At 68.9% G+C, this 20,803-nt stretch carries 21 protein-coding genes and 1 tRNA gene; 13 read left to right on the forward strand and 9 right to left on the reverse strand.

Translation table 11 applies throughout. The features are described 5' to 3' along the window. Positions 1 to 429 precede the first annotated feature (429 nt). The 4 genes from ASE48_RS33710 to ASE48_RS33025 all read left to right on the forward strand — a co-directional run bounded on the left by ASE48_RS33710 (position 430) and on the right by ASE48_RS33025 (position 3,536). Complete coding sequence (locus ASE48_RS33710) at positions 430 to 1,035, forward strand: hypothetical protein (RefSeq protein WP_156409338.1); 606 nt, start codon at positions 430 to 432, stop codon at positions 1,033 to 1,035. Positions 1,036 to 1,200: 165 nt separating this feature from the next. After that, positions 1,201 to 2,160, forward strand: a complete 960-nt coding sequence (locus ASE48_RS33205) for a hypothetical protein (RefSeq protein ID WP_200962242.1) — start codon at positions 1,201 to 1,203, stop codon at positions 2,158 to 2,160. A 297-nt stretch (positions 2,161 to 2,457) separates the two neighbouring features. Continuing rightward, a complete protein-coding gene (locus ASE48_RS33020) occupies positions 2,458 to 3,009 on the forward strand; it encodes a hypothetical protein (RefSeq protein WP_162264262.1) in 552 nt (183 codons plus the stop codon). Continuing rightward, positions 3,006 to 3,536, forward strand: a complete 531-nt coding sequence (locus ASE48_RS33025; RefSeq protein WP_057169504.1) for a hypothetical protein — start codon at positions 3,006 to 3,008, stop codon at positions 3,534 to 3,536. Before ASE48_RS33020 ends, ASE48_RS33025 begins: the two co-directional genes overlap by 4 nt. On the opposite strand, the gene ASE48_RS23125 is transcribed toward ASE48_RS33025, so the two are convergent. After that, positions 3,513 to 4,124 carry a class I SAM-dependent methyltransferase gene (locus ASE48_RS23125; RefSeq protein WP_057169505.1) on the reverse strand — a complete coding sequence of 204 codons (612 nt, stop codon included), beginning with the start codon at positions 4,122 to 4,124 and terminating at the stop codon, positions 3,513 to 3,515. The genes ASE48_RS33025 and ASE48_RS23125 overlap by 24 nt on opposite strands. Before the next feature lie 65 nt (positions 4,125 to 4,189). On the opposite strand from ASE48_RS23125, the gene ASE48_RS23130 reads away from it, so the two are divergent. From ASE48_RS23130 to ASE48_RS23140, 3 genes are all read left to right on the forward strand, one after another. After that, on the forward strand, positions 4,190 to 4,495 hold the full coding sequence (locus tag ASE48_RS23130) for a type VII secretion target (protein ID WP_057169506.1): 306 nt from the start codon (positions 4,190 to 4,192) through the stop codon (positions 4,493 to 4,495). 19 nt (positions 4,496 to 4,514) lie between these two features. Continuing rightward, positions 4,515 to 6,227, forward strand: coding sequence for an alpha/beta fold hydrolase (locus ASE48_RS23135; RefSeq protein ID WP_235571436.1), 1,713 nt, complete (start codon positions 4,515 to 4,517; stop codon positions 6,225 to 6,227). Positions 6,228 to 6,311: 84 nt separating this feature from the next. Beyond that, positions 6,312 to 6,752 carry a hypothetical protein gene (locus ASE48_RS23140; RefSeq protein ID WP_057169508.1) on the forward strand — a complete coding sequence of 147 codons (441 nt, stop codon included), beginning with the start codon at positions 6,312 to 6,314 and terminating at the stop codon, positions 6,750 to 6,752. On the opposite strand, the gene ASE48_RS23145 is transcribed toward ASE48_RS23140, so the two are convergent. The 5 genes from ASE48_RS23145 to ASE48_RS23165 form a co-directional block, all read right to left on the reverse strand. Continuing rightward, positions 6,749 to 8,353, reverse strand: a complete 1,605-nt coding sequence (locus tag ASE48_RS23145; RefSeq protein WP_057169509.1) for an ABC transporter ATP-binding protein — start codon at positions 8,351 to 8,353, stop codon at positions 6,749 to 6,751. The genes ASE48_RS23140 and ASE48_RS23145 overlap by 4 nt on opposite strands. Then, complete coding sequence (locus ASE48_RS23150) at positions 8,350 to 9,231, reverse strand: ABC transporter permease (RefSeq protein WP_057169510.1); 882 nt, start codon at positions 9,229 to 9,231, stop codon at positions 8,350 to 8,352. The genes ASE48_RS23145 and ASE48_RS23150 overlap by 4 nt, the downstream gene beginning before the upstream one ends. After that, complete coding sequence (locus ASE48_RS23155; protein ID WP_057169511.1) at positions 9,228 to 10,178, reverse strand: ABC transporter permease; 951 nt, start codon at positions 10,176 to 10,178, stop codon at positions 9,228 to 9,230. The genes ASE48_RS23150 and ASE48_RS23155 overlap by 4 nt, the downstream gene beginning before the upstream one ends. Beyond that, on the reverse strand, positions 10,175 to 11,695 hold the full coding sequence (locus ASE48_RS23160) for an ABC transporter substrate-binding protein (protein WP_057169512.1): 1,521 nt from the start codon (positions 11,693 to 11,695) through the stop codon (positions 10,175 to 10,177). Before ASE48_RS23160 ends, ASE48_RS23155 begins: the two co-directional genes overlap by 4 nt. A gap of 62 nt (positions 11,696 to 11,757) precedes the next feature. After that, on the reverse strand, positions 11,758 to 12,867 hold the full coding sequence (locus tag ASE48_RS23165) for a hypothetical protein (protein ID WP_156409339.1): 1,110 nt from the start codon (positions 12,865 to 12,867) through the stop codon (positions 11,758 to 11,760). Positions 12,868 to 12,963: 96 nt separating this feature from the next. Between ASE48_RS23165 and ASE48_RS23170 the strand changes: the two genes are divergently transcribed. Further along, the gene (locus ASE48_RS23170; protein WP_057169514.1) at positions 12,964 to 13,218 is read left to right on the forward strand and encodes an SDR family oxidoreductase; all 255 of its coding nucleotides are present in this window, start codon (positions 12,964 to 12,966) and stop codon (positions 13,216 to 13,218) included. A 4-nt stretch (positions 13,219 to 13,222) separates the two neighbouring features. On the opposite strand, the gene ASE48_RS23175 is transcribed toward ASE48_RS23170, so the two are convergent. Next, positions 13,223 to 13,516, reverse strand: coding sequence for a putative quinol monooxygenase (locus ASE48_RS23175; protein WP_057169515.1), 294 nt, complete (start codon positions 13,514 to 13,516; stop codon positions 13,223 to 13,225). A 24-nt stretch (positions 13,517 to 13,540) separates the two neighbouring features. Further along, complete coding sequence (locus ASE48_RS23180) at positions 13,541 to 15,799, reverse strand: SpoIIE family protein phosphatase (protein WP_235571437.1); 2,259 nt, start codon at positions 15,797 to 15,799, stop codon at positions 13,541 to 13,543. A 173-nt stretch (positions 15,800 to 15,972) separates the two neighbouring features. On the opposite strand from ASE48_RS23180, the gene ASE48_RS23185 reads away from it, so the two are divergent. The 4 genes from ASE48_RS23185 (at position 15,973) to ASE48_RS23200 (ending at position 19,931) form a co-directional block, all read left to right on the forward strand. Next, positions 15,973 to 16,350 carry an STAS domain-containing protein gene (locus ASE48_RS23185; protein WP_082614378.1) on the forward strand — a complete coding sequence of 126 codons (378 nt, stop codon included), beginning with the start codon at positions 15,973 to 15,975 and terminating at the stop codon, positions 16,348 to 16,350. A gap of 33 nt (positions 16,351 to 16,383) precedes the next feature. Further along, positions 16,384 to 17,127, forward strand: a complete 744-nt coding sequence (locus ASE48_RS23190; protein ID WP_057169517.1) for an alpha/beta fold hydrolase — start codon at positions 16,384 to 16,386, stop codon at positions 17,125 to 17,127. Between the two features lie 47 nt (positions 17,128 to 17,174). Beyond that, complete coding sequence (locus tag ASE48_RS23195; RefSeq protein WP_057169518.1) at positions 17,175 to 18,599, forward strand: SDR family oxidoreductase; 1,425 nt, start codon at positions 17,175 to 17,177, stop codon at positions 18,597 to 18,599. A gap of 159 nt (positions 18,600 to 18,758) precedes the next feature. Further along, positions 18,759 to 19,931 (forward strand): Fic family protein, encoded by a 1,173-nt coding sequence (locus tag ASE48_RS23200; RefSeq protein ID WP_057169519.1) that lies wholly within the window; start codon positions 18,759 to 18,761, stop codon positions 19,929 to 19,931. A gap of 112 nt (positions 19,932 to 20,043) precedes the next feature. On the opposite strand, the gene ASE48_RS23205 is transcribed toward ASE48_RS23200, so the two are convergent. Further along, positions 20,044 to 20,116, reverse strand: a tRNA-Arg gene (locus tag ASE48_RS23205). Here ASE48_RS23205 and ASE48_RS23210 point away from each other — a divergent pair. After that, positions 20,090 to 20,671 (forward strand): group I intron-associated PD-(D/E)XK endonuclease, encoded by a 582-nt coding sequence (locus ASE48_RS23210; RefSeq protein ID WP_235571438.1) that lies wholly within the window; start codon positions 20,090 to 20,092, stop codon positions 20,669 to 20,671. The genes ASE48_RS23205 and ASE48_RS23210 overlap by 27 nt on opposite strands. Positions 20,672 to 20,803: the final 132 nt, after the last annotated feature.

Genomic DNA, 20,803 nt, shown 5'->3' on the forward strand with positions numbered 1-20,803 from the left:
TACGGACCGGGCGCGGTGCGGGACACCGGAGGTCTGGCATGCCGTCGCAACACCTGATCAGGTGCGCTGTCCAGGTGTTTTACCCGGTTCTGTCACAGCCCCGGATCTCCTTTGCATCGGAACGGTAACCGTCGCATCTGTCGCGCGTTGAAGTTGCATCCATGTCATTTACCTTTCTCCCTGACTGCGACGTCAATATGAAAGCGCTTGGGGATGACATGGTGAGTAAGTCGAATCGGCTGGCCGTCAGCATGATTGCTGCGGCGGCATTGTGCACGCCGCCTCTTTTGCTGAGCGCGGTGGCGCAAGCGCAACCGGCGTTGCAGTCGAGCGCGGGTGGCGTGCCCTGCGTCGGCATGGTCCAGCAGCTGGCCGCGTCGCCGCCTGATGTGGGTCAATCGTTGCAAGGCATTGCGGCACCGTTCACCGGTGCCGGCGCCGCGCCTGTCGTCATCCCGCCCGCGACCGCGGCTGGTGCGATCCCCGCCGCGGGCGCCGCCGGTGGTGGCGCAGCCGGAGGTGCTGGTGGAGCGGGTGCCGGTGGTGGCGCCACCGGCGGTGCCGGTGGTGCGGGTGCGGCCGGTGGCGGTGCGGGTGCGGCCGGTGGCGGTGCCGGTGGTGCGGGTGCGGCCGGCGGAGGTGCCGGAGGTGCGGGTGCCGCGGGTGGTGCCGGGGGCGGCGGTGCTGCGGCCGGTGGCGCTGGTGGTGCAGGGGGCGGCGCGGCCGGAGGAGCCGGCGGCGCCGGTGCACCTCTCGCAGGTGGAGCGCCCATCGCAGGTGGAGCGCCCATCGCAGGTGGAGCGCCCGTCGCAGGTGGAGCGCCGGTCGGCGCGCCGCTCGCGGACGCCGCGGGCGCGGTCGGCGGCGCTCCGGCCGGAATCGTGGACACCGCAGGCGCGCCGATTCCCGGTGCACTCGGTGATGGCGCCCCGCTCGCGGATGCCGCGGCTCGTGTCGGCCAGGGTGGCGTTCCGGGCGCGGGTGGCGGCGAAGGTGTCGGTGGCAGCGGCGGTGGTGCCCCGGGCGGCGACGTGATTCATCCCGCGGCCGCGAATGTCGGTCCCGCAGGTCCCCCTGCAGGCCCGCTTGTGGATGCCGCTGCGGTGGTGCCGCCGGCAGGTGGCGCGCCAGTCCCCGCGGCAGCAGTGATCGACGGCGCCGCAGCTGCTCCCGCAGCGGCCGCACCGGTGGTCGGTGGCGGTGAAGGTGCGGCTCCTGCCGCCGCGATCGGTGGCGGTGACGCCGGTGGCGGCGCTGGCGGCGCGGGTGGCGGTGGAGCTGCCGGTGGTGCCGGTGGTGGCGGTGCTGCAGGCGGAGGTGGAGCCGGCGCTGGTGGCGGCGGTGGAGCTGGAGCCGGTGGCGGTGGTGCGGCAGGTGCAGGTGGAGCCGGCGCTGGTGGCGGCGGTGGAGCGGGTGTGGGCGGTGGCGGTGCTGCAGGCGGAGGCGCTGCAGGTGGTGGCGCCACCGGTGGTGGGGCGGTTCCCGTCGGCGCTGTGGTCGAAGGTGGAACCGGTGGCGGCGTCGTGGGCGGAGCCCCCGTGGAGCTTGCCGTGGCTGCCCCTCCTGTTGAGGTGGCGTTGCCGCCGGTTGAGGTGGCTGCGCCGCCCGTGGAGGTGGCTCTGCCGCCGGTCGAGGTGGCCGCGCCCCCGGTGGAAGTGGCTGCCCCTCCGATCGAGGTGCACGCGCCGCCGGTCCAGGTGGCCGGTCCGCCTGCCGAGATTTCGGTGCCGGATATCGACATCGAGGTTCCCGATATCAGCATTCCGGGCATCAGTGTGCCCGGCGGTGCGGGCGTCCCCGGCGGAGTCGTCGGCGGCGCACCCGGCGCCGTTGTGGGCGGTGCTCCCGCCGCTGTGGTCGCTGACGCTGGAGCCGCGGCGGCTGCGCCCGGCGCGGCTGTCGTCCAGGCTGCGGCACCCGCCGTGGCCGGTGGCGGTGCGGCCGGCGGAGGCGGTGCCGCGGGTGGCGCCGGTGCGGCAGGCGGAGGTGCCGCCGGTGGCGGTGCTGGTGCAGGTGGTGCCGGTGCGGGCGGTGCAGGTGGAGACGCGGGTGCTGTCGGTGGCGGTGCTCCGGCGGCCGGTGGCGCGGGTGGCGGTGCTCCCGCCGGTGGCGGTGCCGCCGGTGGCGCTCCCGCAGGCGCCGGTGGTGGTGCACCGGTAGGTGGTGGCGCCCCGGTCGGTGGTGGTGCACCCGTGGGCGGCGGCGCGCCGGTCGGTGGTGGTGCCCCGGTCGGAGGTGGCGCACCCGTGGGCGGAGGTGCCCCGGTTGGCGGCGGCGCTCCGATCGCAGGCGGCGCACCGGCGGGTGCGCCTTTGGTGGACGCGGCCGGTGTGCCTGCGGGCACTCCGCTGGTGGACACGTCGGTGGTCGGCCCGTTGATGGCGAACACCGGACTCAACTCAGGACTCCTCGACAACGCCGCAGGCGCGGCGCCCGGCGGCCTCGCAGCTGCTGAAGGTGTCATCGCGCAGGGCTCCGGCGGTGGCGGACTTCCGCTCGCCGATGCCGCGGGTGCCGGTGGTGGACTTCCGCTCGCCGATGCCGCAGGTGTCGGTGGTGGACTTCCGCTCGCGGACGCAGCCGGTGTCGGTGGCCCGGCCGCCGGTGCGATCGAGGACGCGGCCGCGGTGGCGATCCCCGCGGGTGATGCGGGCGCCGGAGCCGGCGGGGCCGGAGCCGGTGGTGGCGCTGGAGGTGCCGGTGGCGGTGGTGGCGCCGGTGGCGGTGGTGGCGCCGGTGGTGCTGGTGCCGGCGGTGGTGGCGGAGCGGCCGGTGGTGGCGCCGGTGGCGGTGCTGGTGCCGGTGGCGCAGGTGGTGCCGGCGGCGGTGGCGCGGCAGGCGGCGGTGCCGGTGGTGCAGGAGGCGCTGGAGCCGGTGGCGGTGGTGGCGCGGGTGGTGCCGGAGCGGGCGGCGCGGGAGCCGGCGGCGGTGGCGCGGCCGGTGGCGGTGCGGCCGGCGGTGGCGCGACAGGCGCAGCCGGTGCGGGTGGTGCCGGAGCCGGCGGCGTGAACGCCGCGGTCGTCGGACCGCTGATGGCCAGCACCGGAGGACTCGGAGCCGTGCAGGCCGTGACCGCACCTGCGGTGGCAGCCGTTCAGGCGGCGGCGCCCGCAGCGGCCGTGGGTGGCGGCAGTGCGGGAGTGAGCAGTGGTGGCGGTACCGCCTTCGCCGGGATTCCCGGTGTGATGGCACCCGCAGCCGGTGCGGCATCGGGTATTCCAGGGATGGTCATGGCACCGCTGGCTGGTGTGACCGGCATCCTCGCCGAAATGCTTCCGCAGCCCTCGCTCGGCATGCCGAGCGGCACAGGCCTGACGGGCATGCTCCCGACGCCTCAGCTCAACATGCCTTCGGTGAGCGGACTCCCGGTGCCGGTGCCGACACAGGTGTCCATGCCGACCGACCTGGTCTGTGAAGGTGTGGGCGGATGGTCGTTGTCGACGCCGGGGACCGGCAGTGTGATGCCGGACGCCACGGCAGCAGCAACGGTCCGACAGGACGACTGGGATCAATCACCCAAGCGTGCAGCGCAATAGGTAGCGGTAGTACAGCGCACGCCGGATCACGGCACCCGGCAGCACGTCGCCGGCCACGCGTCGAATCTCATCGAGAGACTCACGCGGGTCGGCGACGGGCACGCCGATATCAGGGACCTCGGAATGCCGCCACGACCCGGCGCGCACCGCGGGCAGGCACACCGCTGACCAGATCCAATCGCGGACAGTCTTGTTCGCGCTGAGCCCGACCACGGCGATGGTGCCACCCGGGTTCAGCAGGTCGCACGCCCGGGCCAGACCTGCCCGGGTATCCATATGGTGCAGGCTCGCCACGAAGGTGATCAGGTCGAATCGCCGCGGTCCGGGATCGAAGGTGTCGAAGACAGATTCGCGTACCTCAACCTCGGGCAGCGTGCCGACTCGCTCGACAGCCCGCCGGACGGCCGACGCGTCAGGATCGATCGCGGTGACGGTGCGCGACAGCGGTGCCAGCCGCTGCGCCAGAAGCCCGTCGCCGCAACCGACGTCGAGCACGTCACCCGGTCGTCGCGCGGCGATGTCGAGCAACCACGGGTGGTAGGCGGTGTTGTGGTTCCAGTACTCGTCGTTGAAGGACCCCATGTCCATCCACTGTGCCAGCGGCGCCGAAAAGGTGCGTGGGGCGGTGCGCAGGCGACCTTAGGATGAGGGTTATGTCATCCACACTGCGGGTCGACCCCTCGCGGCTGGTCGCGGCGGCGTCGGCCGAAGGTGAGGTGGGCGCGTTCGTCGCGGCGATGGCGGCCGGACAGTCCCTGACCGGGGCTGCCGCCGGAGTGTCCCAGTTGCGCAGCGGTGCCGCTCTCGCCTTCGCGGCATCGGCGATCGACAAGGCCGGCGCCGCCATCGGTGCGGAATTGTCCGCGCATGCGGACAAACTCAACACCGCCGCGGACACCTACCGTCGTACCGACGACGCTCTGGGTAGCCGGTTGGGTCAGGTCGCGGGAACGATCTGACGGGAATGCCCTTATGCCGGTGACGATTCCACAGGTTCAGGGTTCGCAACCGGATCAGCTGGAGCGTTCGGGCGCCGAGCTCGGCAGGCATGCAGCCCGGCTGGCAGGCAGGATCGACCAGCAGCGCGCCACCCTGCACATGCTGCGGTCGGGCTGGCGGGGCGTTGCCTCCGATGCCGCTCACGACACGGTCGCGCCCACCGTGCAGCGGATGCAGCAGATGCACGACGCGCTCGTGCGCGCCGGAACCCTCCTGTCCGACGGCGGCAGCAGCCTGGAACACACCCGGACGCAACTCATCGCCGTGGTCGGCCGGCTGACCGCCCAGGGCTGGCTCATCGCGCCCGACGGCTCGGTGTCGGTGCGTCCCGGTTCGATGCTCGATCACCACCGCAGCCTCAGCCCGGTACACGACACGCGGCTGCGACAACTGGCGGCCACCCACGCGATGACACTCAAAACGATGCTCGCGCAGTTCGACACCACCGACCGCGACCTCAGCCGGCAGCTGGGCGCGGCCGTCGCCGGTCTGGACCTGCCGGCACCAGGTTTCGGGTCCTGCGCTCGGGGTGCGCAAATGCCGGCGGGAGATGATCCGTGCGAGGTCAAGCGGTGGTGGGATGCACTGACGGCATCGGAGCGTGCGCAACTGCAGCACGACCGCCCGAATGCGCTGGGCAACCTCAACGGGATATCGGTCGCCGTCCGCAGTGCGGCCAACATCGCGGTGATGCAGCGCGATATCGCCCGCGTCGAGAACGCCACCTCCGCGGTACCTGCTGCGGCGATGACGAGATATCACAACGCGCTGAAGGTGCGGGAAGCGCTGAATGCCAACCGGGACATGACCCGTGGCACCGACACGTTTCTCTACGTTTACGAGCCGGAAGCGTTTCACGGGCAGGGACGCGTCGCGATCTCGATAGGTGACCCGGACGGAGCCGCGAACACCGCCGTGGTGGTGCCCGGCACCAGCAACAGTGTGACCAGCGGCTGGCTGGCCGGCCCGGACGCCGCGAACGTCTTCAACGAGACCAAGTCCGCGGACCGCCACAAGCCGGTCGCCGTCCTCGCTTGGATGGGCTACGACGCGCCGGACAGCTTGGCCGACCCGCACGTCGCGCAGGTCGCAAACGCCCGGGAGGGCGGCGCGTTGCTGGCGTCTGATGTCAACGCACTGGAGGTCACCAACACGGGCGACGCGCACGTCACCGCCGTCGGGCACTCCTACGGTTCCACCACCGTCGCCGATGCCGCCGCGGGTTACCGGATGCGCGCCGACGATATCGTGCTCATCGGTTCGCCCGGAACCGATCTGGCCACCAGCGCCGCCGATTTTCATCTTCCCGACGGTGGGCGGGTTTTCGTCGGCGCGGCCGCCACCGACCCCGTGACGCTGCTGGGCGGGGATAGCAATCAGGTCCACATACCAGGTTCCGGGCTGACCGTCGGGCTCGGCACCGATCCCGCCGATGACGACTTCGGGTCCACCCGGTTCAAGGCCGAGGTCGCCGGGACAGGTTGGCCGTGGACCGATCACAGCGGGTACCTGGAGCCGGGCGGCGAATCTCTCTACAGCATCGCCGTCATCGCCTCGGGCCGGGGCGACGAACTTGAGAGCATGGGGATGACGGCGCCACCCCGGACCCAGATCGCGATCCCCGGGATGCCCGTCGTCGAGATCGACGCCGAGGTGTTCCGGCCTGCCACCGGCGGGCACCACCATGGGTAGCTCACCGACGTTCGAGGGGAAGTCTTGGGTGCCAAGAGATTCGGTGCGGGATTGCTCGCCGTTCTCGTCACAGGATGTGGGACCGTGGCATCGCTGACCGAACTGGTGCCCGACCCGTTGACCCCCGAGCAGTCCAAGGCGCAGGTCGTCGATGCTGCCCGCGATGTCGTGCGTGCTCTGCAGCTCGAAGTGACCAGGGTGGTGTTCTGGCGCGCTTCGTGCAATGACCAGCACGAAGCCCCGTTCCGCAGCGTGATCAGCATCTGGTATCCGACCGCGCCGACATTGGAGACCTCCGATGCCGAGGTGGCGGAGATGATCCGGCGGTTACAGGCCGACGGCTGGACCGGCGACACCGAGTTCGCGAGCCACGGTGCCGCCGTCGCCAAACACAACGTCGTGGCGGTGCTCACCCCACAGGCGGTGGGGCACAAGAACAGAGGTATCGACCTGTACGGCGAATGCCGCGATGTCACCACTACCAAGGCGACCGTAGGCAGCACCGAGCGCATCAGCCTCGACTAGGCGCGGGCCAACCGGTCCGGCGGTACCGCCGCCAGCAACGCGCGGGTGTACTCGTGCTCCGGCGAGGCGAAAAGCTCGGCGGCGGGCCGGTATTCGATACACTCACCGGCGCGCAGCACCAACACATCGTGGCTCACCCGCTCGATGACCGCCAGATCATGCCCGATGAACAGGTAGGTCAGCCCGAGATCGCGCTGCAGTTCGAGCAGCAGATCGAGCACCTTGGCCTGCACCGACACATCCAGTGAGGCAGTGGCCTCATCGAGGATCAACAGTTCGGGCTGCACGGCCAATGCGCGGGCGATGTTCACCCGCTGGCGCTGCCCGCCGGATAGCTCGTGCGGGTAGCGGGATGCGAACGACGCGGACAGCCCGACGGACTCCAGCAGCTCACCCACCCGGGCCTCCCGATTGGTGCGGTCGGTCACCAGGGCGTGCACGACGAGCGGTTCGGCGATTGACACCCCGACCGGCATCCTCGGGTTCAGCGAGGCGAACGGATCCTGCATCACCAGACTGATGCGCCGTCGCACGGTCTTCTGCTGTGCGCCGGGCACATTCAGTACATCGGTGCCGTCGAGGACCGCACTGCCCGCTCGGGGTGCCACCAGGCCGGTGAGCGCCGAGGCCACGGTGGACTTGCCCGAACCGGATTCACCCACCAGGCCCAGGGTGGCGCCCCGGCGGATCCGGAATGACAGCTCCTTGACCGCGTGCACCACCGATTTACCCGTCGGGGTGCGCACCGGGAAGCGGATGTCGAGGCCCTCGACATCCAGCAGCACCGGCGCGTCAGGCGTCGGGGCAGGCGGTCCGCTCCCGCCCAACACCGGACGGGCAGCGAGTAATTCGCGGGTGTAGGGCTCGCGCGGGTGATCGAAGATGTCGTCGACACTCGCCCGCTCGACCACCGATCCGTTGCGCAGCACGGTGACCGTGTCGGCCACCTCGCCGATGACCCCGAGATCGTGACTGATCCACAGCACCGCGGTCCCGAAATCCCGCTGCAGATCCCGGATCAGCTCGATGATCTGGGACTGGGTGGTGACGTCCAGGGCGGTGGTGGGTTCGTCGGCGATCAGCAGTTCCGGATCGCAGGCCAGTGCGATGGCGACCATCACGCGTTGGCGCTGTCCGCCGGAGAGCTGATGCGGATAGCTGCGCAGCCGGTTCTGTGGTTCGGGCAGACCGACCGCCTCGAGCAGTTCCAGTGCCCGCGCGCGGGCCTGCCGCCGCGTCTGATGTTTGTGTGTCTCCAATGATTCGGTGATCTGGCGTTCGACCGTCAGCAGCGGGTTCAGCGAGGTGCCGGGATCCTGGAAGACGAAACCGATCCGGCCGCCGTGCACCCGGCGCAGGGTGCGTGCCGATGCGCCGACGAGTTCCAGGTCCCCGGCGAGGACGCTGGATCCGCTGACCTGGGCCCCGGGTGCATCGAGCAGCCCGGTCCCGGCCAGCACGGTCATCGACTTACCCGAACCGGACTCACCGACGATGCCGACGGTCTGTTCCTGTTCCACGGTCACCGACACCCCGCGCACGATCTCCCGGCGCCCGATGCGCACGCCGAGATCGCGGACCGACAACACCTCGGACGTCATCGTCGCCTCCGCGCCTCGATCATGGTGCGCTGCTTGGGGTCCAGCACATCGCGCAGGCCGTCACCCAGCAGGTTGCAGGCGAGCACGATGACGAAGATGGCCAGCCCGGGAAACACCGCCATCCACCATGCCAGCGTCACGAAACCCTGGGAATCGAAGATCATCCGCCCCAGCGACGGCTGCGGTGGCTGCAGTCCCAGGCCGAGGAAGGACAGCGCCGCCTCGGACAGGATCGCGAAGGCCAGCGACAGCGACGTCTGCACGATCAGCGGGCCGGTGATGTTGGGCAGGATGTGCCGCGTCAGGATGTAGCCCGACCCGGTGCCCATCGTGCGCGACACCGCCACATAGGGCTCGACGCGGACCGAGAGCGTGCTGGCGCGGGCCACCCGCGCGAAAATCGGGACGTAGACGGTGCCGATCGCCAGAATCGTTGTGGTGAGCCCCGGCCCGAGGACGGCGACGATGGCCAAGGCCAGCAGCAGCACCGGGAACGCGAACATCACATCGACCATCCGCATCACCACGGTGTCCAGCCAGCCGCCCCGATACCCGGCCAGCACCCCCAACGTGACACCGACGACGGCGGCGAACGCCACGCTGATCACCGCCACCATCATCGATGCCTGCACGGCGACCAGCACCCGCGACAGCACATCGCGGCCCAGTTCGTCGGTGCCCATCCAGTGCGCGCCGCTGGGTGGGTGTAGGGCCTGCGGAACATTCACATCGTTGACGCCGTACGGGGTGATCCAGGAGGCGGTCAGCGCGATCACGATGACCGCGATGAGCACCACTGCACTCAGCACGGTCACCGGATTGCCGGCCAGCAACCGCCAGGCCCTGGTCCGCTCGTCGTCGAGTTCGTGTTCGGTCATGACAGCCGAATCCTCGGATCGACCACCGCGTACAGCAGATCCACCAGCAGGTTGACCACCAGGAACAGCACCGCCATCAGCAGGACCGCGCCCTGGATCACCGGGTAGTCACGCGCGGCCACCGAATTGAACACCAACCGGCCCAGACCGGGCCAGGCGAACACCACCTCGACCACGATGACACCACTGAGGATGGTGGCCAACTGGATACCGGTGATGGTGAGAATCGGGACCAGCGCGTTGCGCACGGTATGACGCATCGTCACCACCCGGGGCGGAAGACCCTTGGAGCGTGCGGTGCGCACGTAACCCATGGCGGTCACCTCCAGCACCGCCGATCGGACGTAGCGGGTCATGATGGCCGCGGCCACCAAGCCGACGGTCAGCCCCGGCAGGATGACGTGGCGCAGCCAGCCGCCCGGGTCCTCGAACAGCGGGCGGTAACCCGAGGTCGGCAGCCATCCCAGCACGGTGGAGAACAGCGAGATGAGCAGGATGCCGAGCCAGAAATCGGGCACCGACACGCCGAATTGGCTTGTGATGCGCACGATCGCGTCGCTGGCGCGGCCTTCCCGCAGTGCGGAGTAGATCCCGGCGGGCAGTGCGATCGCCAGCGCCAGGACGATGCCGACGAGTGCGAGGGACACCGTCGCCGGCAGCCGGTCCAGCAGGATCTCGGTGACGGGGTCGCCGTTGCGGAAGCTCACGCCCAGGTTTCCGGTGGCCGCGTGGCCGAGGTAGCCGAAGAACTGGCTGATCAGCGGCTGGTCGAGTCCGCTGGCCTGGCGTAGCGCCGCGTACGCCTCTGGCGTGTAGCGGGTCCCGAGGGCGATCCGCACGGGATCACCGGGGACCAGGTGCACCAGCGCGAACACCACGATCAGCACACCCACCAACACCACCAGCGAGTACGCCAGCCGCCGGGCCAGGAACCTCAATACCGTCACTGGTCGGCACCGCCGCCCAGGACGGCGCCGCGGAACCGGATCGCCTTGTCGCGGCGCGCCTCATACCCGGACAGGCCCGGCGCCCAGGCCTGCAGCACCGCCGGGTTGTAGAGGTACAGGTAGCTCACCTCGTCGGCGATGAGGGTGGCCGCCTGCGCGTAATCTTCTTTGCGCGCTTGTTGATCGGTTTCGGTGCGGCCCGCGTCGAGCAGTTTGTCCACCCGCGGGTCGGAGAATTTCTGGGCATTGCTGGTGCCGTCGGTGTGGTGCTGGGCGTAGTAGAAATCGTCGGGGTCGATATTGCCCAGCCAGCCCATCATCAGCATGTCGAACCGTCCGCTGTTCTGTTCGTCGAGCCAGGTGGCGAAGTCGACGGTGCGGATGTTCGCGGTAATGCCCAGGGGTTCAAGGTTGTCGGCGATCACCTGAGCGGCAGTGACGGTTTGCGGATACTCGGTGGTGACCAGCACGTCCATCGTCGATGGTGTCACGCCGGCCTCGGCCAACAGCGATTTGGCCTTGTCGAGGTCCTGGCTGTAACGGTCGTACGGCACGAACCACGGGTTGCCTTCGGGGATCGCCAGCTGATTCGCCTGCGCGGTGCCGTAACTGGTGGCCTGCACGATCGAGGGCCGGTCGATGGCATACGCCACGGCCTGCCGGACGCGCACATCGTTCCAGGGTGGCCGGGCCAGGTTCAGTGCCAGATACCAGTAGTCGTTACTGGGTGTTTCGGCCAGATGCAGCGAGTCGTCGTTGCGCAGCTGGGTGACCCGTTGCGCCGGCACGGCATCGGTCCAGTCGACTTCACCGGCCTGCAGTGCCGACAGCGCGGTCGACGGTTCACTGATGAACCGGTAGGTGACCCCGGGAATCTTCGGGGTGCCGCCCCAGTACCGTTCGTTGGCGCGCAGGGTGATCGAGTCGCCGCTTTTCTGGCTGACGAAGGAGAACGGTCCGGTGCCGATCGGGTGGGTGGCGATCTGACCGTCCTCGACATTGGCGCGCTGCACGATCGCCATTCCCTTGAACCCGCCGAGGTTGGTCAGCAGGTTCGGCGTCGGGCGCGCCAGCGTGATGCGCACGGTGCGGTCGTCGGTGGCGCTGACATCGGTGATGGCGCTGAACTTGTCGACGTTGGTGAGTTCCTCGTCGATGATGCGGCGGTAGGAGTAGACGACGTCGTCGGCGGTGAACGGACTGCCGTCATGAAAGGTCACGCCGGGCCGCAGCCGGAATGTCCAGACCAGCTGGTCCGGTGAGGTCTCCCAGGACTCCGCCAGCGCCGGGCGCATGATCAGATCGGCGTCGGGTTCGACGAGCGTGTCGTAGACGTTCTCCAGCACTTCGAAGGAGAAGTAGGCGCTGGTCTTGTGCGGGTCCAACTGGTCGGGTTCCCCCGAGATGGCGGCGATCAGATTGCCTGAGTCCTGGCCGAGATCGACCCGCTGGCCGGTGGAACACGCGCCGCAGGTGAGGACGACCACGGCGGCGAGCACGGCCGCAAGCAGTCGCATATCCGTCACTTTCCGCCTACGTCGGCCCCGGGTTGGGCGGCGACGTACAGGTGACTGGGCGTCTACCCGTCTCGTGGTTTTTCTACACTTCTCGGCGATCTCGGCAGGTCAGCGGCGGTCGACCGGGAGTCCTCCCGCTCGCCGGCCGGACGTGCTTCGGTCTCGGGGGGAGCGACCTTGGGACTCGTGCGGGAGGTGCGTGGGGTGACGCTGCCCACGAGTTCGTGCACGGAGTGCCGCAGGGTGGATGCGACGTCGTGCAGCGGGACGGGCTGCGCGCGTTGCGCGGCGGGACGCGACGGTTTTCTGGGCGCCGTGGTCGTCGGCGTCGCGCCCATCGGCGTGGCCGCGGTCGGTGCTGCCGGTTCCGCCGGGGGGCCGGCCGCGGCATGGCGGACGTTGTCGACCGCGGTGACGACGGCCTCGGTGATGACCTCGCCCGCAGCGTCCACCACCGCGCCCGCGGTCCTGATGCCGGCCGCCAGGGCACGCACCGGGTTTCCGGATCTGGCGAGTTCCTGCGCCATCGCGTCCGGGACCTCGAACACCCCGGCCAGCACATAGTTGAACGCAGGAAAGATCACCGCCGCAACCACATTGATGGCGCCGACCACCGCTACCTGAAACACCCCGCGCGGCATCACCGTCGGCTCGGGGTCGGGCACGAAGGGCAAATTCAGTGCGATATAGGTGTCCTGGCGTGCCTTGTTCAGCGCAGCGGCGACTTCGGGGACGCCGCGCTGAACGGCGGGCAGCACGTTGAGTAAGCCAACGACACCGACCTGGAAAGCGTTGAGCGCGCGCTGCGCCGGAATGGCGGCGTCCGCATCGATGGCGCGCTGTGCGGCGGCCTCGGTGGGCCCGGTGACCGAGGCGGCCGCGGCGCCGATCGCCTTCAGCACGTCACCCGCGGACAGCGCAGCCAAGAAGGTTCCGGGCACCTGCAGGGTGGTGGTCACCGCCGTCGCGCCGGTCTGCGCGAGCAGCGGACAGATGATCGAGCAGTAGACCGTCTGATTGTGCAGAAAACTGCCGATCAGCCCGCCGGGCGGTACCGACGTCGACGCGGTGAGCGCGACGTCGTGGACGACCTCCGGGGCCGCCGGCAGCGGCGTGACCGCCACGGCCGATGCGACGACGGCTGCCACCCCCAGTCCGATGAATCGCTGCATGTCGGCCCCCTGTGTCGCACGCTGATACACGACACACGATGCGCACGTGCGGACGGTTCAATGCCGCCGGCTTGACGCTCCCACCGGGCCCCGCAGGTGCTGGTGCATGTGGCCGGTGGCTCCAGCGCGTCGGCCAAGGCAGCGCTGCGCACCTACAGCAAGGGCCTGGCCAACGAGGTCGCACCGCGCGGCAGCCGCGTCAACACGGTGTCGCCGGGGTTCATTCAGACCGGCGCCGCCGAGGCACTGATCGACCGGATCGCCGCGGCCGGCTTCCTGGAGTCCGATGCGGCGGGTTCGGTGGTGGGCGCCGATATCGTCGTCGACGGCGGCACGGTGCCGACCGTCTGACGAACTAGACGTCGCTGGTGCTGTACCGCGTCTTGACCGGCGGTGCGCTCAGCAGGGCGGGCACCTCGGTGAGTTTGCCCTCGCCGGCCCGGAAGGCGCGGTAGGCCTCATCGTGTTCGACGGACTCCCAGAGTTCGTAGATCAGCCAGTGGCCTTCGTCGTTCTCGTCGACCAGCACGTCGGTGCCGAGATTGCCGGGAAAGGCCCGGGTGTCGGTGAGGGCGCGCCGGAAGACATCGCGCGCGTCGGCGACGGATTCGTGCTTGATCTTCAGTTCGAGGATGACGGTGACCGGCATGGACGACAACATACCGTCGCGATGTCAGCGGCGCTGCAGCGTGATCACGGTGACGTCATCGTCGGTCTCACTCGATGCCAGCGCCTTCGAGATGCCCGATGCGGAGAGGTCGCCGGCCCGGCCGAGCGCGCCGGCCAGTCTGGCCATCCCGTCGTCCACGGTCGAGTGCCGGCGTTCCACCAGGCCGTCGGAGTACATCACCAGTCCCTGACCGTGATCGAGGGTGAAGGTGCTGGGCGCGTACTGCACACCCCGCACACCGATCGGCGGAGACAGCCGCACCGGAGCCTGCTCGACCACGGGGCCAACCAGGTAGGGCATCAGGTGCCCGGCCGATGCCGCCTCGACCTGTCCGGACGCCGGGTCGACCCGCGCGAGGATCACCGTCGCGAACGTGCGGGGCATCAGGTGCAGGCTGAAGTCGTTGAGCTGGCCCAATGCCTCGGCGGGTGTGGCCCCGGCAAACAGCAATGAGCGCAACACGTTACGCAGTTGGGCCATCGCCCCGGCGGCGGGCAGGCCGTGACCGGCGACATCACCGAGCAGCACGATGAGCCGCCCGTTCGGGAGCTGGAAGGCGTCGTACCAATCGCCGCCCACCCGGCCACCGGCGGCGGGCCGGTAGTCGGCCGAAAGCTCCCAGCCCGGGATGGACGGGATCGATGCGGGCAGCAGGCTGCGCTGCAGCATCTCCGCGACGCGGAAGGCCCCCCGGGTGCGCCGGTACAACTCCTCGACGAGGTGACCGCGCAGCGCCTCGGCGGTCTCGACCTGGATCGGCGCCCACGGTTCGCAGCACTTGTCCACAACCTCACGCCAGCGTTCGAACGATTTGCGCGGGCTGAGCCGAACCCCGTCGCCTTCCCGCACCGCGATGGCCTTGTTGTGCGGATCGCCGCCCCAATCCACCGCGCGCAGGGCCTCCTGCCGGAACCAGACCACGTATTGCTCATCGGGCAGATTCAGCGCGAGCGCGCCGGCGGCCTCGTGCAGATCCAGGCCGGGCAGAGCGTCGGACAGCCGCTCGGTGGATGCCATTTCCTCACCCGCGCCGCGCGCCCAGGTCGCGACCTGGGCCACCACGTCGGCCGGCGGAACCACTCCCAGTTCGTGGTACTCGCCTCCGAGGCTGACCACCACGCCGGCCGCGGGCAGCAGGTCCAGCAGGCTGGGGGAGCGCAACAGCGCCGACGCGACGGATTCGCTCTCGTTCAGCGTTGCCGCTGTCACGTGGGCCAGCATCGACTGGGAGGCCAGCCGCTCGCGCAGCTGGTCGTCATCGAACCGGTCGATCAGACGCAATGACAGTGTGGAGCCCAGGAATTCGGCGGCGGCCCGGGCCCCGTAGGGCGGCAGGTGTGGTCCGGCGTAATGGTGGCAGGCGATCAATCCCCAGAGCCTGCCGTGGCGCAGCAGTGAAATGGACATCGACGCGCGCACACCCATGTTCTGCAGGTATTCGATGTGGATCGGTGAGACGCTGCGCAGTGTGGCGTGCGTGAGATCCAGCGGTGCCCCACTGGCCGGATCCATGGTGGGTACCAGCGGAGCCGGGGTGTAGTCGACGTCGGAGATGAGACGCAGCCAGCTCTTCTCATACATCGCCCGCGCCTGCGCCGGGATATCGCTCGCCGGATAGTGCAGGCCGAGAAAGGAATTGAGGTCGTCATGCTTGCATTCGGCGACGACTTCGCCGTTGTAGTCGCGGTCGTAGCGGTACACCATCACCCGGTCGAAGCCGGTGAGATCACGGACCGCGCGGGCGGTGGTGTCATACAGCTCGGTCATCGAGGACGCCCGGTTCAGCTCCTCGACCGAATTACGAACCGCCTGATAGGTATTGGGGAAGGAGAACGGCCGTTCCCCGAACGCGATCTCGAGTTCGACCAGCAGCACGCCTCCCGGCTCGCGATGCAGTAGCGCATCGAAGGGCCGGGATATCCCGTCGACCGTGAGATTCAACTCCAGCGGATTGCGTTGCCGCAGATCACCGAATGCCGACGCCGACTGCTGGACCCGTTCGGCCTGGGCTGGGCCCATCAAAGCCGACAGGTGCCTGCCCAGGACCTCATCGACGGACACACCGAGCAGATCGGCGACGTTCGCGCTGACCTGACGGATCTCGAAGTCGGGCTCGCGGACCACCGCGAGCACCCCGCGCGGCTGGATGCTGCCCGGGATGTGGATCGGCTCGCGTGCGCAGTTGTCGAGATCGATGGGTGTGCCGACAGGCAGCAGATCGTCGGCGGCGTCGTCGGTGTTATCGCGCGAAATTAGGTCCACCCCCAGGTTGCGGTGCTGACTTCCCAGCTCGAGAGTGCCAGGCCGCCCCGTGTCTGGTCACATCGACTTCGGTGTTGCCGTAGGCTCAAGATCAGTAAGCGTTCTAACTTGCCCGGTTGAGCAACAGCCCGCGAGACATTGCGCGCCGAATCAACGCTTTGGCGAGGTATTCGATGACACACCAATTCGTATCCGGTCCATCGTCGTTGGTGTGCACCGAGACGTGGCATGCCACGACCGTAGTGATCAGCTGTTCCGGCGTGGTCGACATGCTGACCGCGCCGCACATGGGCCAGCTCATCACGACGGTTCTGGGCAAGCGGCCGTCGGTGGTCATCATCGACCTCACCGAGACCTCCATGTTTGCCTCCTGCGGTATGTCGCTGCTGGTGGAGACCCACGAGAAACTCCCCGAGGACGCGAAACTGATCGTCGTCGCGGACGGACCCGTCACCCGGCGTCCCCTGGAACTGGTCGGACTGTCGGCGTTCCTCACGCTGCGCTCGACCCTGGATGAGGCGCTCGAGGACGTACCGCTCGCCGAGCACTGAGACACCCGCACGCGTGTCGTGCACCATGGCCCCATGACTGTCGTATTCGTGCATGGGAACCCGGAGACGAGTGCCATCTGGGGGCCGTTGATCCAAGCCCTAAACCGGGACGACATCGTCACGCTGTCCCCGCCCGGGTTCGGCGCCCCGCTGCCCGCCGGGTTCGACCCCACTTACCTTGCCTACCGGGACTGGCTCGAAGACGAACTGCAACAGATCGATGGTCCCGTCGACCTGGTCGGCCACGATTGGGGTGGCGGGCACGTCGTCAACGTCGTCATGCACCGCCCTGAACTGGTCCGGAGCTGGGTCAGCGACATCGTCGGTGTCTTCGACCCCGAATATGTCTGGCACGACCTGGCCCAGATCTGGCAGACGCCGGATGCCGGCGAGGAATACGTCGCGGCCATGATCTCCGGCATCTCCGAGGAGCGGATCGCGGCGGTGGCCGCGATGGGCGTCGGACCCGAGGTCGCACCGGCCCTGGTCGCGGCACAGAATGCCGACATGGGTGCCGCGATGCTGCGGCTGTACCGCTCGGCGGCCCAACCGGTGCTCGCCGAGGCGGGCGTTGCGCTGGGAAATGCCGCCGCACGTCCCGGCCTGGCGATCCTGGCCACCGAGGACCACTTCGTCGGTTCCGCCGAGATCAGGCGCCGGGCGGCCGACCGGGCCGGAGCCCGCACCGAGGTACTCGACGGACTGGGGCACTGGTGGATGATCGAGGACCCGGCTCGCGGCGCGGAGGTGCTCACGCGCTTCTGGGCCGCCCTCTGAGGCTCGCCGAATAGGAACTCGAGGCCAGGTCGCCGTACCCTTGCGCGGTGACCGCGATCGATCCGGACAAGCTGCGCGCCTGCCTGCAGGTGCTGGCCGACGTCGAATCGTTGCCGCCCGAGCACCCGGACGCGGTCGCCGTCCGACGCGCCACCGCGGGCATCTTCAAGTCGGTGCGCAAGGCCCGCAGGCACGCCAAGCGCGACGCGGTGGCCGAGGCCGACAAGGCTGTCATCGCCGCGACCGCCACCGGGGCGCCCGGACGTATCGACGACGAGACGGCCGGCCTGCCGCTGGTCTCCTCGGTGACCGGCGCGTCCGCGGGAACCCTGCTGCGGTCGCGGGCGTGCTACATCTGCAAGAAGCAGCACACCGTCGTCGACGCCTTCTACCACCAGCTTTGTCCGGAATGCGCGGCGTTCAGCCATGCCAAACGTGACGCCCGCACCGACCTGACCGGCCGCACCGCGCTGCTCACCGGCGGGCGCGCCAAGATCGGCATGTACATCGCGTTGCGCCTGCTGCGCGACGGTGCACACACCACGATCACCACCCGCTTCCCGAACGACGCGGTGCGCCGCTTCGCCGCCATGCCCGACAGCGCCGACTGGCTGCACCGGCTGCGGATCATCGGCATCGACCTGCGCGATCCCGCTCAGGTGGTGGCGCTGGCCGACACGGTGGCCGCGCACGGACCGCTGGACATCCTGATCAACAACGCCGCGCAGACGGTGCGCCGGGCACCCGGCTCCTACTCGGCGCTCGTCGAGGCCGAACGCACGCCGCCGCCCGAGCTGGCTCAGGTCGACGTGGTCACCTTCGACCGGGTCAGCGACGCGCACCCGGCGGCACTGGCGGGCAGCCTGGCCGAGCATCAGACTCCGCACGCGATCACCGAGCTGGCGTTGACGGCCCGCAGTGCTTCGCCGGAGCGGATCGCGGCAGGCACGGCCATCGACGCGGGCGGACTGCTGCCCGACACGGCCCCCATCAACAGCTGGACCCAGCGCGTGCACGAGGTCGACGCGATGGAGCTGCTGGAAGTGCAGCTCTGCAACCAGACCGCCCCGTTCATCCTGGTGAGCCGGCTGCGACCGGCGATGGCCGCATCGCCCGCACGCCGCAAGTACGTCGTGAACGTCTCGGCGATGGAGGGGCAGTTCGGCCGCCGCTACAAGGGGCCCGGGCATCCGCACACCAACATGGCCAAGGCCGCGCTGAACATGCTCACCCGCACCAGCTCCGCCGAGATGCTGGAACAGGACGGCATCCTGATGACCGCCGTGGACACCGGCTGGATCACCGATGAGCGGCCGCACCCCACCAAGCTGCGGCTGGCCGAGGAAGGCTTCCACGCGCCGCTGGATCTGGTCGACGGCGCCGCGCGCGTCTATGACCCGATCGTGCGCGGCGAGGCCGGCGAGGATCTGCACGGCTGCTTCCTGAAGGATTACGCGCCCAGCGAGTGGTAGCTGGGCGCTGTCGCCCGTCCGCGAGATTGCGGTTATCGCGTGAAAGTACGAGTGGCTCGCGCAGAAACAGCAATCTCACGGGCCAGGGGCTTGCCACAACTGAAGTCCACTCTGCCTATTAACTTCACTTAGCTCCATAAGTGAAGTTAAAATATATCGATGACTTCACTTCGGCCGATCTTCCGCGAGGACGTTTGTTGGGAACCGCAGGGGGTGACGTATTCGCGCGCTGCGCGGCCGCGCTATGGCACCTATCACCCGTGCGTGCCCGCCGCCATTGCTGACCTAGCACTCGACTTGCCGCCGTCGGTGCTCGTCGCGGCTGAGTCGGCCAGCCGCGAGATCGCACGGTTTGACGCCGAACTCGGCGGCGAGATCGCACCGTTTGCGGCCGTCCTACTGCGGTCGGAATCCGCCGCGAGCTCACAGATCGAGAACCTGACCGCATCGGCGCGCGCAATCGGCGAGGCCGAGCTGCCCGGCGGCAAGGCCAAGCGCAACGCGGCCATGGTCGTCGCCAACACCGCGGCGATGCGGGCGGCGGTCGCACTGTCCGACACCGTCGACGCCGAGGCTGTCCGGGCGATGCACCGTGCGTTGATGATCAACGATCCGCGTCATACGCCGGGCGAATTCCGCACCGAGCCGGTGTGGATCGGCGGCGGGTCGACTCCCATCGGCGCGACATTTGTCGGCCCGCGCCATGAGTTGGTCCCCGGGGCGATTGACGATCTGGTCATTTTCGCACAGCGTGCTGACCTTCCCGCGCTGCCGCAGATCGCAGTGAGCCACGCACAGTTCGAGACCATTCACCCCTTCACCGACGGCAACGGCCGCACGGGCCGCGCCTTGGTGCAAGCGATGCTGCGCAACAAAGGTCTGTCGCGTCAGGTCACGGTGCCGGTCTCAGCCGGGCTGCTGGCCGACACCGATGGGTATTTCGCCGCGTTGACGAGCTACCGCGAGGGCGATGCCGCCCCCATTGTCGTGCGGTTCTCGCAGGCCACGGTCCTGGCCATCGCCAACGGACGCCAGTTGGTCGACGAACTGCGTGACATCCGGGAATCCTGGAACAGTGTGATCACCGCACGCGCCGACTCCGCGGTGTGGAAGGTCGCAGACCTGTTGACCCGCCGCCCGGTCGTGAACGCCGCGTTGCTGGCGCAAGAGCTGGGCATCGAGTCCACCAACGCGCACCGCTACCTCAACCCGCTCACCGATGTGGGAATCCTCGTCGAGGCAACGAACGGACCTCGGAACCGGGTGTGGCGTTCCCCCGAAGTGCTTGCCGCGCTCGATGCTTTCGCCGAACGCGCCGGCCGGCGCGGCTGATCAGCTGTTTCCTGAAGGATTGCGCGCCCAGCGAGGCCATCGGGGTTTGTCGGACCGACGCGCTACGGTGCGATCAAGAACGAGAAGCACACGGCAATTGATCGAGATGTAGTACCCCCGACAGGATTCGAACCTGCAACCGACCGGGTAGAAACCGGATGCGCTATCCGTTGCGCCACGGGGGCAAGTCGGACCACCGTAATTTACACCGCGGCGACGTCCTTGCAGAAACGGATGTGCACTACGTGGGCTGCTCGCACCGCATTCGACGAGATGGGCGATCAGTGGTTCGACATCACACCAAAGACAAGGGCGACCTCGGTGTCGCCAAAGCGCACGCCGACCTGGTGACCAAGGGGTTCTATGTGCTTTTCCCGACTACCGAGCACGCGCCGTTCGACCTCGTTGCGTATGCGGACGGCGCTTTTCACCGGGTCCAGGTGAAATATCGGTCGGCGCGTGGAGGCGCTATCCACCTGAACCTCCGGTCCACATGGTCAGACCGCCACGGCGTTCATTCGACACCCATCGACAAGTCATCCGTCGACGCAATCTGCATCTACTGCCCGGAGACCGATGAGTGTTATTACATCCGGCCGACTGACCACGGCGCTTCCGTCAATCTTCGGATCACGCCGACCAAGAACGGTCAGCAGAAACGAATCCTGCCGGCCGCATCATTCCGCGACCTGCCGGACAGACTCCCGAATCCTGCAGACAACTTCCGCACCTCGGCGTGAAGCCGCCGTGAATTCCGACGCGGCCGCCGTATGACAGCCACGAAAGCCGCGTCGCACCGCGGCGTCGCCGACTAGCGTGGACGCTGCAGGGTGGCCGCTGGTGGAGCGCCGTGCAGGAGGAGAGTTCGCGCG

It is taken from the genome of Mycobacterium sp. Root265 (assembly GCF_001428895.1).
GTDB lineage: Bacteria > Actinomycetota > Actinomycetes > Mycobacteriales > Mycobacteriaceae > Mycobacterium.